General features: G+C 71.1%; 10 protein-coding genes and 1 tRNA gene. 6 read left to right on the top strand and 5 right to left on the bottom strand.

All coding sequences use genetic code 11. The features are described from left to right. Positions 1 to 104 precede the first annotated feature (104 nt). Positions 105 to 1,283 carry an SPFH domain-containing protein gene (locus ACFXAE_RS12275; protein ID WP_384712080.1) on the bottom strand — a complete coding sequence of 393 codons (1,179 nt, stop codon included), beginning with the start codon at positions 1,281 to 1,283 and terminating at the stop codon, positions 105 to 107. Between the two features lie 87 nt (positions 1,284 to 1,370). Next, the gene (locus ACFXAE_RS12270; RefSeq protein ID WP_384712077.1) at positions 1,371 to 2,693 is read right to left on the bottom strand and encodes a peptidoglycan-binding protein; all 1,323 of its coding nucleotides are present in this window, start codon (positions 2,691 to 2,693) and stop codon (positions 1,371 to 1,373) included. 207 nt (positions 2,694 to 2,900) lie between these two features. Between ACFXAE_RS12270 and ACFXAE_RS12265 the strand changes: the two genes are divergently transcribed. The 3 genes from ACFXAE_RS12265 (at position 2,901) to ACFXAE_RS12255 (ending at position 7,384) form a co-directional block, all read left to right on the top strand. Continuing rightward, positions 2,901 to 2,974: transfer RNA gene (locus ACFXAE_RS12265), tRNA-Lys, on the top strand. Positions 2,975 to 3,440: 466 nt separating this feature from the next. Further along, positions 3,441 to 5,447, top strand: coding sequence for a glycosyltransferase family 2 protein (locus ACFXAE_RS12260; RefSeq protein WP_384712074.1), 2,007 nt, complete (start codon positions 3,441 to 3,443; stop codon positions 5,445 to 5,447). Beyond that, complete coding sequence (locus ACFXAE_RS12255; protein ID WP_384712071.1) at positions 5,444 to 7,384, top strand: galactose oxidase-like domain-containing protein; 1,941 nt, start codon at positions 5,444 to 5,446, stop codon at positions 7,382 to 7,384. The genes ACFXAE_RS12260 and ACFXAE_RS12255 overlap by 4 nt, the downstream gene beginning before the upstream one ends. A gap of 115 nt (positions 7,385 to 7,499) precedes the next feature. Here the strand turns inward: ACFXAE_RS12255 and ACFXAE_RS12250 are convergent, their stop codons facing one another. The 3 genes from ACFXAE_RS12250 to ACFXAE_RS12240 form a co-directional block, all read right to left on the bottom strand. Next, positions 7,500 to 8,528, bottom strand: coding sequence for a glycoside hydrolase family 6 protein (locus ACFXAE_RS12250; protein WP_384712068.1), 1,029 nt, complete (start codon positions 8,526 to 8,528; stop codon positions 7,500 to 7,502). 455 nt (positions 8,529 to 8,983) lie between these two features. Next, positions 8,984 to 9,613, bottom strand: coding sequence for a sortase domain-bontaining protein (locus ACFXAE_RS12245; RefSeq protein WP_384712065.1), 630 nt, complete (start codon positions 9,611 to 9,613; stop codon positions 8,984 to 8,986). Between the two features lie 107 nt (positions 9,614 to 9,720). Next, positions 9,721 to 10,500 (bottom strand): HAD-IIA family hydrolase, encoded by a 780-nt coding sequence (locus ACFXAE_RS12240; protein WP_384712062.1) that lies wholly within the window; start codon positions 10,498 to 10,500, stop codon positions 9,721 to 9,723. Between the two features lie 325 nt (positions 10,501 to 10,825). On the opposite strand from ACFXAE_RS12240, the gene ACFXAE_RS12235 reads away from it, so the two are divergent. The 3 genes from ACFXAE_RS12235 to ACFXAE_RS12225 all read left to right on the top strand — a co-directional run bounded on the left by ACFXAE_RS12235 (position 10,826) and on the right by ACFXAE_RS12225 (position 14,070). Next, positions 10,826 to 12,343 carry a PQQ-dependent sugar dehydrogenase gene (locus ACFXAE_RS12235; protein ID WP_384712059.1) on the top strand — a complete coding sequence of 506 codons (1,518 nt, stop codon included), beginning with the start codon at positions 10,826 to 10,828 and terminating at the stop codon, positions 12,341 to 12,343. A gap of 367 nt (positions 12,344 to 12,710) precedes the next feature. Next, complete coding sequence (locus ACFXAE_RS12230; RefSeq protein ID WP_384712056.1) at positions 12,711 to 13,475, top strand: hypothetical protein; 765 nt, start codon at positions 12,711 to 12,713, stop codon at positions 13,473 to 13,475. Beyond that, a complete protein-coding gene (locus ACFXAE_RS12225) occupies positions 13,462 to 14,070 on the top strand; it encodes a Fic family protein (protein ID WP_384712053.1) in 609 nt (202 codons plus the stop codon). Before ACFXAE_RS12230 ends, ACFXAE_RS12225 begins: the two co-directional genes overlap by 14 nt. The last annotated feature ends 94 nt before the right edge of the window (positions 14,071 to 14,164 follow it).

Raw genomic sequence — 14,164 nt, 5'->3', positions numbered from 1 at the left:
GGGGGAGTTTCCGTGAGCCGTGCAGGTAGGTCTAGACCAAGTCTGAGATTATGGGCACGGACTGAGCATGTCCATACCAATCGCAGGGCCTGTTCCCCCGGCGTTCACGGACCCGTCTCCCCCCGTCCCGCGCAGAACGCCACCGTCAGGTCCTTCACCAGCGCCTTGCGTTCGTAGTCGTCCAGCTCCACCAGCCCCCGCACGGTCAGCCGGGTCACCGTGTCCTCCACCGAGTCCACGACCGAACCGAGCACGCTCGCCCGGTGCTGGGCGTCCAGCGCGGCGATCCGGCGCCGGTGCATCGCGGCGGCCACCTCGGGCGCGTACTCCACCCGGACCGGCCGCACCGCGAACACCTCCACCCCCACCGGCGCGGTGTCCGCCGCCACCAGCCGGGTCAGCGCGTCCTGCGCCGCCTCCACCGCGCCCTTGCCCGCGCCCGGCGCCGCCACCGGCACCCGCACCAGCGCCGCCTCGACGCACGCGCGCAGATACGCCTCGTGGTCCTCGACGCCCAGCGTCGCCCGCGCGGTGTCCCGCACCCGCCACACCACCAGGACGGCCACCCGCAGCGCGACCCCGCTGCGGTCGACCGCCCGCAGCGGCTCACCGCGCCAGTGCCGCAGCCGTACGTCGACCCGGCGGCGCAGCAGCAGCGGGTTGACCCACATCAGCCCGGTCCGCCGGACGGTCCCCCGGTAGCGGCCGAACAGGCCGAGCACCCAGGCCCGCCCGGTCCGCCCGCGGGCCAGCCCGCCGAACCCGAACAGGCCGAGCGCCCCGGCCCCCGCGTACGCCGCCCACTGCGCGGGGCCGGGCCCCGCGGCACCGGCGCGCGCCACCGGACCGAGCGCCTCCACCACCAGCGGCGGCAGCACGCCCGCCCACCACGAGGTGGCCGCGCAGCCGGCCGCCCCGCACACCCCGGCGAGCACCCCCACGGCACCGGGCAGCACCCGGGCGGGCCGCTCCACCAGCTCGGGATCGATCCACGGGCCGGCGGGCCGGGACCGCCCGCCGGCCGGACCGCGCAGCCGGGGCCGCTCCCCCGTGCCCTGCCCCTGGGGGACCTTCCCGTCCGCGTCCGCCCGGCGGGCGACGACCGCCGGGCGCAGCCGCACCGGCGCCGGCTCGGGGGCGTCGCGGAACAGCAGGTGGACGGGGATCTCGGTGGTGGACTCGGCGTGGATGAGCCGAACCGGCCGGGCGGCCGCCGCGCCGCCGTCCACCGGGCCGCCGGGCTCGGGGAGGTTCTCGGGAAGGGGGGATGTCGTCGTGGTCATGAGTGCCTCCAGCCTCCGCGCCAGATGCGTCACACCGGTCACTTCGAGGGACGTGGGCGCCGGGGAATGCCGCGCGCCCGGGGTGGGTCATGCGAAAAGCCGCCGCCAGGTCTCCGGTCCCGGCAGTCCGTCCGCCGCTCCGCCGCGCCAGCCCTGGGCCCGCTGGAAGGCCTCCACATTGCGGCGGTCGGCCTCGCTCCAGCGCGGCCCCGGCCCCTTCGTGTAGTGCCGGCCGAACCCCTTCTTCACCAGCTGTCTCCCGAGTCGCGTGACATGGTCGTTGACGGCGCCCGGCCGGAACGACGCCCGGCCCGGATAGCCCGGCACCCCGTGCGAGGAGGGAGCGGACGAGGCGGATGAGCCGGAAGCGGAATCTCCGCTTTGGACGTCCCGGCCCTCTCCGGCCACCAGCAGCTCCCAGGTCAGCGGCCCCGGCAGCCCGTCCGCCGCCGCGCCCCGCCACCCCTGGGCTTCCTGGAACGCCCGGGTCGCCCTGCGGTCCGCGTCCGTCCAGCGCGGTCCGGGAGGAGCGGGGTAGAAGCGCCCGGCACCGCGGGCGACGAGCATCCGGCCGAGCTCGGCGACGTACTCGTTCTCCGCGCCGGGGCCGAAATATGCCGCTCCGGGGAACGGGATCCGGACCGCCGGGAGGGACGCCCCCGCCCCCGCCGCGCCGTCACTCACCCCCTTGTAGCGGTACGGGACATAGCGCGCGGAGTTGCTCCAGTAGGCGTACGGGGTGGTTCTCCGGAGGGTGTGCGGTGCGGTCTGCTCGTAGGCGACGTACCGGGAACGGGCGGTGTCCGCCCAGCCGCCGAAAAGAACGGCATGGGATCCGCCGTACGGGTCGGCCGCATTGTGGAACAGCAGTATGTCGCCCGGCTGGAGTTCGTCCTTGGTGATTCTCTCGGCGTAATTCCCGAGGCTTCCGGTCCATTCGTTCCCGGGCAGTCGCCAGGCCATCGAGACATAACCCGAACAGTCCTGCCGGTAACCGTCGGCCCCGTACGAGGTCACGTCGTAGGGGACCTTCCGGGTGACCCAGTTCCGGGCCCGCTCGACGATGTCCGCGCGGGTGATCGCGGGCACCCGCGCGGGGCCCGCGGGCGGGGCCGCCTGACCGCCGGGGCCGTGCAGCGGGGCCCGCCTCCCCTGCGGGGTCGCGGGCCCGTCACCTGCGGGAACGTCCGGATCGGCGGGCTGCTGGGCCTGGGGGACGGCGACCGCGGGGGCGGCGGGCGCGGCGATCACGGCGGAGGTCACGGCGGCCACGACGAGAGCGGTCCGGTGCGCCGGATGGCCGGGGAAGCGGCCGGTCCGGGAATGCGGAAGTACGCGTCGCCAGTGCGCGCAGCCGGGGCAGCCGCAGTCGTCCGCCGGATCGATTTCCTCGAATACCGGAGAATCCATGCGGTTCCCCTCACACTCCCGGTCGATTTCGCCATGTCCGTGCACGACGGTCAGTTTCGCAACTGTCTTCCGCACGCGCATGTTGACGGTCCGAATGATGTACGGGCGATGGACCGGGCCCGTCCCGGGCGTGGACCGCGCGTGGCGGCCGGGTGGCCGGCGGTCGGAAGCATCCGCCGGGGTCCTGTAGAGTGACGCCGTCAGCGCGCGCCGCTAGCTCAGTTGGTTAGAGCAGCTGACTCTTAATCAGCGGGTCCGGGGTTCGAGTCCCTGGCGGCGCACCGACCCGACGGGCTCCTCGTGCACGCGAGGGGCCCGTCGGTTTTTGGCCGGATACCCTCTCGCGCCCGTTGAACGCAACCCACTCGGCGCACGTACTCAACATTGGCCCCCTCAGCCTCCCCCACCGTTCACAATGGACCCCTATGGCCGGTGAACACCGTGTTTCGCATCTTGCGATCATGATGGGCACCGTAGAACCTGGTTCTTCAAGTTGCTGCGGGTTCGCGGCGGTTGGGGGGCAAGAAACCGGTTGCCGACGATGCGGGAGAAGGGGTCCCGTTTCATGAAGCGATGCCGAGGGGGGCATCATGCAACCGGAACAGCGCTGTGCCGTGTCTATAAGGTGTGGGCGACGTGGTGACAGCGGTCAATCACTGAGACGCCCGTGACGGTCGAGGGGGCCGGAGCGGACGTGAAGGAAGCGATGAGACACGCGGCGACCGCCGGGTGTTGGGGGGATGACTCATGACGTCGACGCCGACGGGCGCCGGTAGGGACGACGACCCGTCCCAGACCACCCAGCTCAGGGTGCCTTCGCATCGGAACTGGAACACGGGCGCGTTCCGCCGGATCAGGAAGACGCTGCCGAGATACGACTACGAGCACTACAGCCGGCTCTCGGGTCCCCTCACCCAGCCCGATCCGAACAGACCGTACAAGGTGCAGTACCGCTCGCTGATCTCGCAGGAGCCGCACCGCATCCGGATCGCGCTGATGCTGGCCGCCGCCCCGGTGCTGTCGCTGGTGCTGCTGTTCTGGCTGCTGCAGCCCTCGCACTGGACCGAGCGGGACTACGTGGAGTTCGCGTGGCTGCCCGCCCTCGACATCGTCATGCTCGTCTCGATCGGCCTGATCGAGTTCTTCCGCTGCATGAACGTGCTGTCGAACGCGCACGCCACACTGGTCGCCCGCGACCCGATCCCGGTGGTGCCCGAGACCGGCACCCGGGTCGCCTTCCTCACCTCCTTCGTGCCCGGCAAGGAGCCGCTGGAGATGGTGACGAAGACCCTGGAGGCGGCGGTCAGGATCCGCCACCGGGGCCTGATGCACGTCTGGCTGCTCGACGAGGGCGACGACCCCGAGGTGAAGGAGGTCTGCGCCCGTCTCGGCGTGCACCACTTCTCCCGCAAGGGCGTCGCGAAGTGGAACCAGAAGAAGGGCGCGCACCGCGCCAAGACCAAGCACGGCAACTACAACGCCTGGCTGGACGCGCACGGCGACCACTACGACTACTTCGCCTCGGTCGACACCGACCACGTGCCGCTGCCGAACTACCTGGAGCGAATGCTCGGCTTCTTCCGCGACCCGGACGTCGGCTTCGTCATCGGCCCGCAGGTCTACGGCAACTACGACAACTTCGTCACCAAGGCCGCCGAGTCCCAGCAGTTCCTCTTCCACGCGCTGATCCAGCGCGCCGGCAACCGCTACGGCTCGCCGATGTTCGTGGGCACCTCCAACGCCGTACGCATCAAGGCGCTGAAGCAGATCGGCGGTCTGTACGACTCGATCACCGAGGACATGGCGACCGGCTTCGAGATGCACCGCCACAAGAACCCGGAGACGGGGCGGAAGTGGCGCTCGGTCTACACCCCGGACGTGCTCGCGGTCGGTGAGGGCCCCAACGCCTGGACGGACTTCTTCACCCAGCAGATGCGCTGGTCGCGCGGTACGTACGAGACGATCCTCAAGCAGTACTGGAAGGGCTGGTACTCGCTCCCGCCGAGCAAGCTCTTCAACTACACGATGATGATCATCTTCTACCCGATGTCGGCCCTGAACTGGATCCTGGCGGCACTGAGCTGCGCGCTGTTCCTGGGCCTGGGCGCCTCGGGTGTGAACATCGACCCCGCGGTGTGGCTGATGCTCTACGGCAACGCCTCCGCGCTGCAGATCGGCCTGTACGTCTGGAACCGCCGTCACAACGTCTCGCCGCACGAGCCGGAGGGCTCCGGCGGTGTGGCCGGCATGGTGATGTCCGCGCTGTCCGCGCCGCTGTACGCGAAGGCGCTGATCGACTCCGTCCTGCGCAGGAAGAGCAAGTTCGTGGTCACCCCCAAGGGTGACTCGGCCAGCCCGGACACCTGGTTCGGGACCTTCCGGTACCACTGGTACTTCATTCTGATCTTCGCCGGCTCCATCGCCGCGGGCTTCGTCTACGGGCACTCGCACCCGGCGATGGTGATCTGGGCGACCTTCGCCCTGCTGATCACCGCCGCGCCGATGTTCGCCTGGCGGCACGGCATGCGGCAGGACCGGAAGAAGCCCGGCGCCCACGCCGGGGGAGGGCGGCCGGACGTCGCCGAGGCGCCCCGCACGCAGGAGCTGCCGCGGCTGCCGCAACAGCAGCACGCCCCGCAGGACCGGCCCACCTGGGCCGCCTCGCACGGCGGGCCCGGAGGCCCCGGGGAGACCCCCGGAAACGACCAGACCATGCAGATCGCCCTTGGTGGACTTGGGGGACGTAAGGAATGAAGGACCGTGCAGGCCGCCGTCGGGCCCGTCGGATCGCGATAGGCACGGCGGTGGTGCTGGCGCTGGCCGGAATGAACGGGCCGTGGCTGTACCGCTTCGGCACCGAGAAATACCACCAGTACAAGATCGACCAGCCCGAGTACAAGGCCGAGAACGGCAAGTGGGAGATCGTCGAGTTCCCCGAGGAGTACCGGCAGAACACCATTCACGCGGCGCTGCTGCGCACCGGCAAGGTGCTGCTCGTCGCCGGGTCCGGCAACAACCAGGACAACTTCGACGCGAAGAAGTACGACACCCGGATCTGGGACCCCGTCAAGGGGACCGTCAAGAAGGTGCCGACGCCCACCGACCTGTTCTGCACCGGCCACACCCAGCTCGCCAACGGCAATCTGCTGATCGCGGGCGGCACCAAGCGGTACGAGAAGCTCAAGGGTGACGTGAAGAAGGCCGGCGGCCTGATGATCGTCCACAACGAGAACCCGGACAAGCCGATCACCCTGCCCGCGGGAACGAAGTTCACCGGCAAGGAGAACGGCAGGACCTTCGTCTCGAAGGACCCGGTGCTCGTCCCGCGCGCCGAGAAGAACTTCGACCCGGCGACCGGCGAGTTCCTGGGCAACACCCCGGGCGTCGGCCGTATCTACGTCGAGGCGCAGAAGGAAGGCGCCCGGTACGAGACCGGCACCCAGGACAACTACCGGGTGCGGGGCCTGACCGGCGCCGACGCCCGCAACACGTACGGCATCGCGGAGAAGCTCGCCCTGGACAAGAAGGACTTCCAGGGCATCCGGGACGCCTACGAGTTCGACCCGGTCGCCGAGAAGTACATCAAGGTCGACCCGATGAAGGAGGCCCGCTGGTATCCGACGCTCACCACCCTGAGCGACGGGAAGATCCTCAGCGTCTCCGGCCTCGACGACATCGGCCAGCTGGTCCCGGGCAAGAACGAGATCTACGACCCCGAGACCAAGGAGTGGACCTACACCGAGAAGGTCCGCCAGTTCCCGACGTACCCGGCGCTGTTCCTGATGCAGAACGGCAAGGTCTTCTACTCGGGTTCCAACGCCGGCTACGGACCGGACGACGTGGGCCGCGACCCGGGCGTCTGGGACGTGGAGACCAACAAGTTCACGAAGGTCCCCGGGCTCAGCGACCCGAAGCTGATGGAGACGTCCGGCACGGTACTGCTGCCGCCGGCCCAGGACGAGAAGTACATGGTGATCGGCGGCGGCGGGGTCGGCGAGTCCGAGCTGTCCAGCGAGAAGACCCGGATCGTCGACCTCAAGGCGGACGACCCGGAGTTCGTGGACGGCCCCTCACTGGACAAGGGCACCCGCTACCCGCAGGCGTCGATCCTGCCGAACGACGAGGTGCTGGTCACGGGCGGCTCGGAGGACTACCGGGGCCGCAGCGACTCCGACATCCTCGAGGCACGGATCTACGACACGGAGAAGAACGAGTTCCAGCGGGTCGCCGACCCGCTGGTGGGACGCAACTACCACTCGGGCTCGATCCTGCTGCCCGACGGCCGCATCATGGTCTTCGGCTCCGACTCGCTCTACGCCGACAAGGCCAACACCAAGCCGGGCGAGTTCGAGCAGCGCATCGAGATCTACACGCCGCCGTACCTGTACGGCGACAACGAGCAGCCCGACCTGTCGGGCGGGCCGAAGACCATCGAGCGCGGTGGGTCCGGCACGTTCACCTCCGCGGACGCGGCGTCGGTCAAGAGCGTGCGGTTGATCCGGCCGAGTGCGTCCACGCACGTCACGGACGTGGACCAGCGGTCGATCGCGTTGGACTTCGAGGCCGACGGGGACAAGATCACCGTGACGGTGCCGGAGAACAAGAACCTGGTTCAGTCCGGGTGGTACATGCTGTTCGTGAACGACGGCGACGGGACGCCGAGCAAGGCACAGTGGGTGCAGGTGCCGTAGCGCCGCGCGGCTCGGCCGTTCCTCCGGCCGCGGATCCGTCGTGGCCGGTCGCGCCCACGCGGCGGTAGCCGCACAGGTCAGTTCCCCGCGCCCCTCGGGCGCGGGGAACTCGCCGTCAGTCGGATCCCTCGGTCAGTTCCAGGGCGTACTCGGGCCACCACTCGCCCGCCTTCGGGCCGCCCTTGCACTCGCCGTCCGACTCTCCCGGACGCTTGACCCACAGGTAGGCGTCCACCAGGGGGTCGGACGTCTTGATCGTCGGGGTTTCGCCGAGGGCGCGGCCGGGCGGGTTGCACCAGCGTTCGCCCTCGGCGCCCTCGGTGTAGGGGCCGTTGCCGTTGCGGCTGGTGTCGATGACGAAGGGCTTGCCGCCGGTCTTGGCGGAGAGCCGCTTGCCGTAGGCGACGGAGTCCTCGGTGGAGTAGAAGTTGGAGACGTTCACCGAGAAGCCGTCGGCCCGGTCGATGCCCGCCCGCTTCAGCGGCTCGTGGATCTGGTCGGGGTCGCCCCAGCCGGCGTTGCCCGCGTCCAGGTAGACCTTGGTGTTCTTCAGGCCCTTCAGCTTGGCGACGGCGCCCTTGAGGAGGTCGTAGCGCTCCTCGTGGAACTCGCCCGGGGTGCAGCCGTCCACCAGGTGCAGCACCGCGTCGGGTTCCAGGATCACGGTCGCCGGACGGTCCCCGATGCCCTTGGCGACACCGTCGACGAAGTCGCGGTAGGCGTTGCCGTCGGCGGCGCCGCCCTGCGAGTACTGGCCGCAGTCGCGGTGCGGGATGTTGTAGAGGACCAGCAGCGCGGTGCGGCCTGCCGCGTCCGCGCCCTCGGTGAAACCGCGGGCCTGTTCCTCGGGGTTCTCCGGGCTGATCCACTCGCCGACGGGCTGCTCCGCGATCCTGCGGATCCGGTCGGCCTCCGACTTCCTGCCGTCCTCCACCAGTCGGGCGACCTGCCGGACGGCGTTGCCGTTCGGGTTGACCCAGAACGGGTCGGACTCCTTCGGCTGCTGCGTGATCCCCGCACCGGCGTCCGGCTCGTCCCCCTCACCGTCCGAGGACGAACATCCCGTGATCAGCAGCGCCGCCCCCAGCACCGCTGCGGACGCCCGCCTCCCGGCGAACGCCCCGACCCCCCTGCTGCCGTACATCCAGCCCCCCTTGGGTGCACTTGTTCCATGTGCTCCGAGCCCCAATCCTGACATACGTCCCGCGACGCCCACGAGGCCGAACCCGCCTTGTCCGCCGTCTGTTACAGCCCGGTGGCACGGGCACGCCCGGCCGTGCCGTACGGTCCGGCGCACGGGGCCACCTGCGGTGATCACGGATCGCGACCGGCCCGGGGCCCGGCACCGGCCGGCCCCTGGGTCCGGCCCGCCCCCCGCTCCGGATGCGTGCCCGCCGACTCCGGCCGGACCGCCCCGGCCGGTGCTCCCGCGCACCGAGTGCCGTCGCGGCCTCCCGCGCCGGTCGCCGGGGCACTCCCGCGGCCCGGACCCCGCGCGGTCGAGGGCCGGCCCGGTCGGCGGGCCCCGGGGAGCGGGTCGCCGACCGGGCCGGGTGGTGCGGGCCGGATGGTGTGCGAAGCAGCCGGGGTGTGCGGGATTCAGGGGCCGGTTCCGGTCAGATACGCCGAGACGATCGCGTCGGCCGTGCAACGGCCGGTGACCCGGTCGGGTTCCTCCCCGCAGACGACCAGCCGGAGTTCGGCCCGTCCCGCGCGGCGCGGCTCGTGGGCCCGCCGGGCGTCGAACCGTTCGTGGGCGAGGACCTGGACGTCCTCCACGGTGAACTCGGCGGTCACGGCGTCCGCGCGGGCCACCCGGATCGTCCGGCCGGGCTCGAGCGCGTCCACGGGACGGAGGGCCGCGGATCCCACCATCAGCGCGGCGCCGGGCTCCCCCGGTGTCACTCCGTCCGCGTACCGGCGGACCGCGCCCGGCCGGCCGTTCCCACCGGCCACCACCGGTACGTGGACGCCGAGGGCCGGGATGTCGAGGCGCCGTGGCACCGCGGCGGCCAAGGGGCGGTGCGCGGGCGGGAGTTCGCTCCTGGGCGGCCGCCCGGCCGCCGCCATGTCACCGGTGGCGGTCCCTGACATCCCGGCGGGCACGCCGGCCCGCTCGCCGCCCCACAGCCACAGCCCGAGCAGCAGCACCACCCAGGCCACACCGGTGAGCAGCCGCCCGGTGCCGGACGGGAGGCCCGTACGGAGAGTGTTGCGCGGGGAACCCATCGTGCACCTCCAGACACCTGGAGGGTCCCGCGCGGGGGTCGGCACCGCATCCCCGTGAACGCGGCGACTACTCCGTACGGGTGAACGGCGTCGGAGGGGTCGACGCGTCAGACGAGGTCGACGATGTCCGCGATGGAGTCCACGACCTTGGACGGCCGGTACGGCCAGTTCTCCACCTGCTCGGTCCGGGTCAGCCCGGTGAGCACCAGGAACGTCCGCATCCCGGCCTCGATGCCGGCCAGCACGTCGGTGTCCATCCGGTCGCCGATCATCGCGCTGCTCTCGGAGTGGGCCCCGATGGTGTTGAGGCCGGTGCGCATCATCAGCGGGTTGGGCTTGCCCGCGAAGTACGGCTGCCTGCCGGTCGCCTTGGTGATGAGCGCGGCCACCGCGCCGGTCGCCGGGAGCGGGCCCTCGGCGGAGGGGCCGGTCTCGTCGGGGTTGGTGCAGATGAAGCGGGCGCCGTCGTTGATGAGACGGACGGCCTTCGTCATCGCCTCGAAGGAGTACGTTCGCGTTTCTCCCAGAACCACATAATCGGGCTCGTGGTCGGTGAGGATGTAGCCGATGTCGTGCAGCGCGGTGGTCAGACCGGCCTCGCCGATGACGTACGCCGAGCCGCTGGGGCGCTGGTCGTCCAGGAACTTGGCGGTGGCGAGGGCGGAGGTCCAGATGTTCTCGATCGGCACCTCCAGGCCCATGCGGCGCAGCCGGGCGTGCAGGTCGCGCGGGGTGTAGATCGAGTTGTTGGTGAGGACCAGGAAGGGCTTCCCCGACTCGCGCAGCTTCTTGATGAAGGCATCGGCGCCGGGGATCGGTACACCCTCGTGGATCAGCACCCCGTCCATGTCGGTGAGCCACGATTCGATCGGCTTGCGGTCTGCCATGTGCGGGATCTCCCTGCCGTACGCGGTCCTGCGTGCGCTTCAGCCTAAACAGACCCGGATCTTGAGGGAACGCCGGATACGGCTCGGCTTGCGGACACAGGGGCTTGCGGGCACGCGGGCGGTTCGGCGGTGGCGGGGCAGGAGCGGTGTTCGCGCCGGGCGGCGCGAAAGTGGCGCAATCACGTGTTGCCGCTGTGCCGTGTGAGCCGCAGTGTGAAGTGGCGGGAGCGCTCCCATGAACGTCCGCACGCCCTCACAGTCCCTTCAGCGCCCGCCGACACCCGGAAAGAAGGAGATCGTGGCTTGTCATATGCATGCTCATAAAGTGCGGCTCCGCCTGACGTTCGTCCTGAGCACCCTGCTCGCGGTGCTGCCGGCCCTCCTGCTGACCGCCCTCACCCCGTCACCCGCCGCGGCGGCGGAGGACGCGTCGTCCGTCCCCCTGCCGTCGATCAGCGCGACCACCACCCAGGTCGCCTCCGGGCTGAGACGGCCCACCGCCGTCGTCGCCCCCGACGACGGCACGGACCGGCTGTTCATCACCGAGAAGCGCGGCACCGTCCGCGTCTACCACCCGGACACCGGCCTGGCCTCCGCCCCGCTGCTCGACATCACCCCGGCCGTCGACGAGTCGGGCAACGAGCGCGGTCTGCTCGGCATCGCGCTCCCGGCCGACTTCGCCGACAGCCAGGACCTGTACCTGGCGTACACGGCGCTGCCCGACGGCGCGGTCACCCTCGCCCGCTACCGGCTCGACGAGTCCCGCCTGGAACCCCTGCTCTCCCAGGAGCACGCCGAGTACAGCAACCACAACGGCGGCCAGCTCGCCTTCGGCCCCGACGGCAACCTGTACTGGAGCATCGGCGACGGCGGCGGCTCCGGGGACCCCTTCAAGTCCGGGCAGCGGCTGGACACCCTGCTGGGCAAGATCATGCGGATCGACGTGAGCCGCGCGTGCGCCCCGCTCGCGTACTGCGTCCCCGCCGACAACCCCTTCGTGGACACCCCCGGCGCCCGCGCGGAGATCTGGCTGTACGGGCTGCGCAACCCGTGGCGGTTCTCCTTCGACGCGGCCGACGGCTCGATGTGGATCGGCGACGTCGGCCAGGGCCACTGGGAGGAGATCAACCACCTCGCCCCCGGGCGGGGCGGACTGAACCTCGGCTGGTCCTGCTACGAGGGCCTGGAGAAGTTCACGGGCGGGGACTGCGCGCCCGGTGAGACGTACACCGAGCCGGTCTTCACGTACTCCCCGTACACCGGCGGCTGCTCGGTCATCGGCGGCCACGTCTACCGGGGCCGGGAGCACGCCGACCTGGTGGGCGGCACGTACATCGCCACCGACTACTGCTCCTCCACGGTCTGGGCGCTGCGGCCCGACGGGCGGGGCGGCTACGAACAGGCCGAGATCGGCAGGACGCCCACGCAGGTGACGTCGGTCGGCACGACCGTCGACGGGGAGTTCTACATGGTCAACGACCTGCCCGGCGGCCTGCACAAGGTGTCCTTCGCACGGGAGGAACCCACCTGCCGGGTGGACCGCACGGTGACGGCCTGGGGCACCGGCATGACGGTCGACCTCACCGTCACCAACACCGGCGACGCCCCGGTGAACGGCTGGACACTGGAGTTCCCGCTGACCCTCGACCAGACGGTCGTCTCCGACTGGAACACGGACCTGATCCAGCTGAGCAACGTGATCAGGGCGTCCGATGCCACCCACAACGCCACGATCGCACCGGGCGCGAGCATCACGCTGGGGTACCTCGCGGAACACACGGGCGGCACAACGGCACCACCGCGGTTCGTACTGAACGGCGACGCCTGCGCGGTGGGCCGCTGAGGCGACGGCGGGGGCTGCGTCACCCGGCTGCGGGCGATGGTGCCGCCCCGGCCGGGCCCCGGAGTCCCGGCTCGGACACCAAGGTCCCGGGCAGCTCGACAGCCCCGTCTGCGCGTCCCGGGCGTCGTCGCCGGCCTGATCGAGTGGTCAAGGCCGAAAGGGCGGATGCGCGGCAGGAGTGGTCGCCGGAGGAGCTGTTGGCGAACTGGACGCCGTCGAGCGGAAGAACGTGCGCGTCCGCGGACCATGGCGATCCCGCCCGGATCGCCGGCCGCACGGGGTGCGGGCCGGAAAACCGTTCGCGGTCCCAGGGGCTTCGAGCCGAGACTGATGGATCGACCGCATCGGACAGGAAGAGTGGCCGGCGTTGACGTACAACCGTGACACCCTGCCCTTCCCCGAGAACCGTGTGCCCTCCCTCGCCTACGAGGGCATTCGGAACTGGGACGAATTCGACCCGGCTCGCCACCCGTTCGCCTGGGACGAGGACGAGGACGCCCGCCTCCGCTCGCTGGTCCGCGAGTGGGTGCCGCCCGTGCTCTCCGGCATGGCCGGCTGGTGGCAGGGCGAGCACTGGTGTGAGCGTCAGGTGGACGCGATCGTCCGGGAGCGGTACGGCACCTGGGCCTGGGGGTGGAGCTGGTGCTACCGCTACGGCGGGCCCATCGGCAACTGGGTCAGCGGGCCGAGGTCGGTGACGACCCCCGACGAGACCGCGGCACGCGTCGTAGCCGCACTGCTGGAGTGGCGGGAGTGGCTGGAGCGGACGGCCCGGCGCTTCGCCGAACTGGCGCCACCGCCGGACGCCTCACCCGAGGATCGCAGCTGGCACCTGGAACGGGCCTGCGTCCGGCTCGTGACCCACACTCTGGACTCGGGCGCGGAGGGCGGCTGGCACGGCCAGGCCTCGATCGTCCTGGGCTGGTTCCTCACCAGCACCGGCATGGACCAGGCCGAAGCCGCGCGAGCGGTGGAGCGCGCGATCGGCGGCAGGTTCGAGAGCTGGGTCTATCCGGAACGGACGCTGATCGAATCCGTCGGCGAGGACCTGGCCACCGGCCTCACCGGCCACGCCCCGTACCAGGACCACCGTGAGAGGGCGGCACTGGAGGATCTCCATGACCGCTACTGACAGTCTTTCGGTCTGGCTGCGCGTGCGCCGAGAGGCCGACTGGCGAAGTGCGCCGGCCCTGCAGCGGGTCCCGCCCGGCCGCGACGGGTTCCGGTCCTGGTGCGAGGGACCGGTGTACCGGCGCGACCCGGTCCGCGCCCGGCGTCTGCTCGCCGCGTACGCTCTGGCCCGAGAAGACGCCGCACGCCGCGCCCCGTTGGATTTCGCCCTGCTCGCCGGCTGGCAGCGTGAGGTCCTCGCTGTGACAGAGGCACCGTTTCGCGTGGGCGGCGCCTACGCGAAGGCCGGCCGCGAGCGCTACGGCCTGACCCCTCACACGCGGGCCGATTTCGATTCCTGCCTGCGCGAGACGACCGACCCGGACCTCCCGCCGGCGGCCCGCGCGGCCCGCGCGTACCTCGATGTGGCGTTCTTCCACCCCTTCACCGACGGCAATGCCCGCGCCGCGCTGCTGACCTTGGTCCATGTCCTGGCCCGGGAGGGCGTCGTCCTTCCCGAGGTCGGTCCTCTCCTGACCACCCGCTACGCGGATGACCCGGCCGGCGCCGCCGACCTCGCCGTTCTCATCGGGGTGCTCGACCGTCGCCGGCGCTGAAGCATCCGGGCCGAGACCGCCGACAGACCTCCGCCAGGATTCGACAGACCACCGTCGAGTGGGGGGAGGCACCCGGCGAGCGCCGGCAAGCACC

The sequence above is a fragment of the Streptomyces sp. NPDC059454 genome (assembly GCF_042749965.1).
In the GTDB taxonomy this organism is placed as follows: Bacteria; Actinomycetota; Actinomycetes; order Streptomycetales; family Streptomycetaceae; genus Streptomyces.
This window is presented reverse-complemented; position numbering and strand designations above follow the sequence as displayed.

What these genes read in the sequence shown, in the direction of transcription:
- ACFXAE_RS12275 (WP_384712080.1), bottom strand. Translation starts at nt 1,283, where the DNA reads ATGACCACGACGACATCCCCCCTTCCCGAGAACCTCCCCGAGCCCGGC.
- ACFXAE_RS12270 (WP_384712077.1), bottom strand. Translation starts at nt 2,693, where the DNA reads ATGGATTCTCCGGTATTCGAGGAAATCGATCCGGCGGACGACTGCGGC.
- ACFXAE_RS12260 (WP_384712074.1), top strand. Translation starts at nt 3,441, where the DNA reads ATGACGTCGACGCCGACGGGCGCCGGTAGGGACGACGACCCGTCCCAG.
- ACFXAE_RS12255 (WP_384712071.1), top strand. Translation starts at nt 5,444, where the DNA reads ATGAAGGACCGTGCAGGCCGCCGTCGGGCCCGTCGGATCGCGATAGGC.
- ACFXAE_RS12250 (WP_384712068.1), bottom strand. Translation starts at nt 8,528, where the DNA reads ATGTACGGCAGCAGGGGGGTCGGGGCGTTCGCCGGGAGGCGGGCGTCC.
- ACFXAE_RS12245 (WP_384712065.1), bottom strand. Translation starts at nt 9,613, where the DNA reads ATGGGTTCCCCGCGCAACACTCTCCGTACGGGCCTCCCGTCCGGCACC.
- ACFXAE_RS12240 (WP_384712062.1), bottom strand. Translation starts at nt 10,500, where the DNA reads ATGGCAGACCGCAAGCCGATCGAATCGTGGCTCACCGACATGGACGGG.
- ACFXAE_RS12225 (WP_384712053.1), top strand. Translation starts at nt 13,462, where the DNA reads ATGACCGCTACTGACAGTCTTTCGGTCTGGCTGCGCGTGCGCCGAGAG.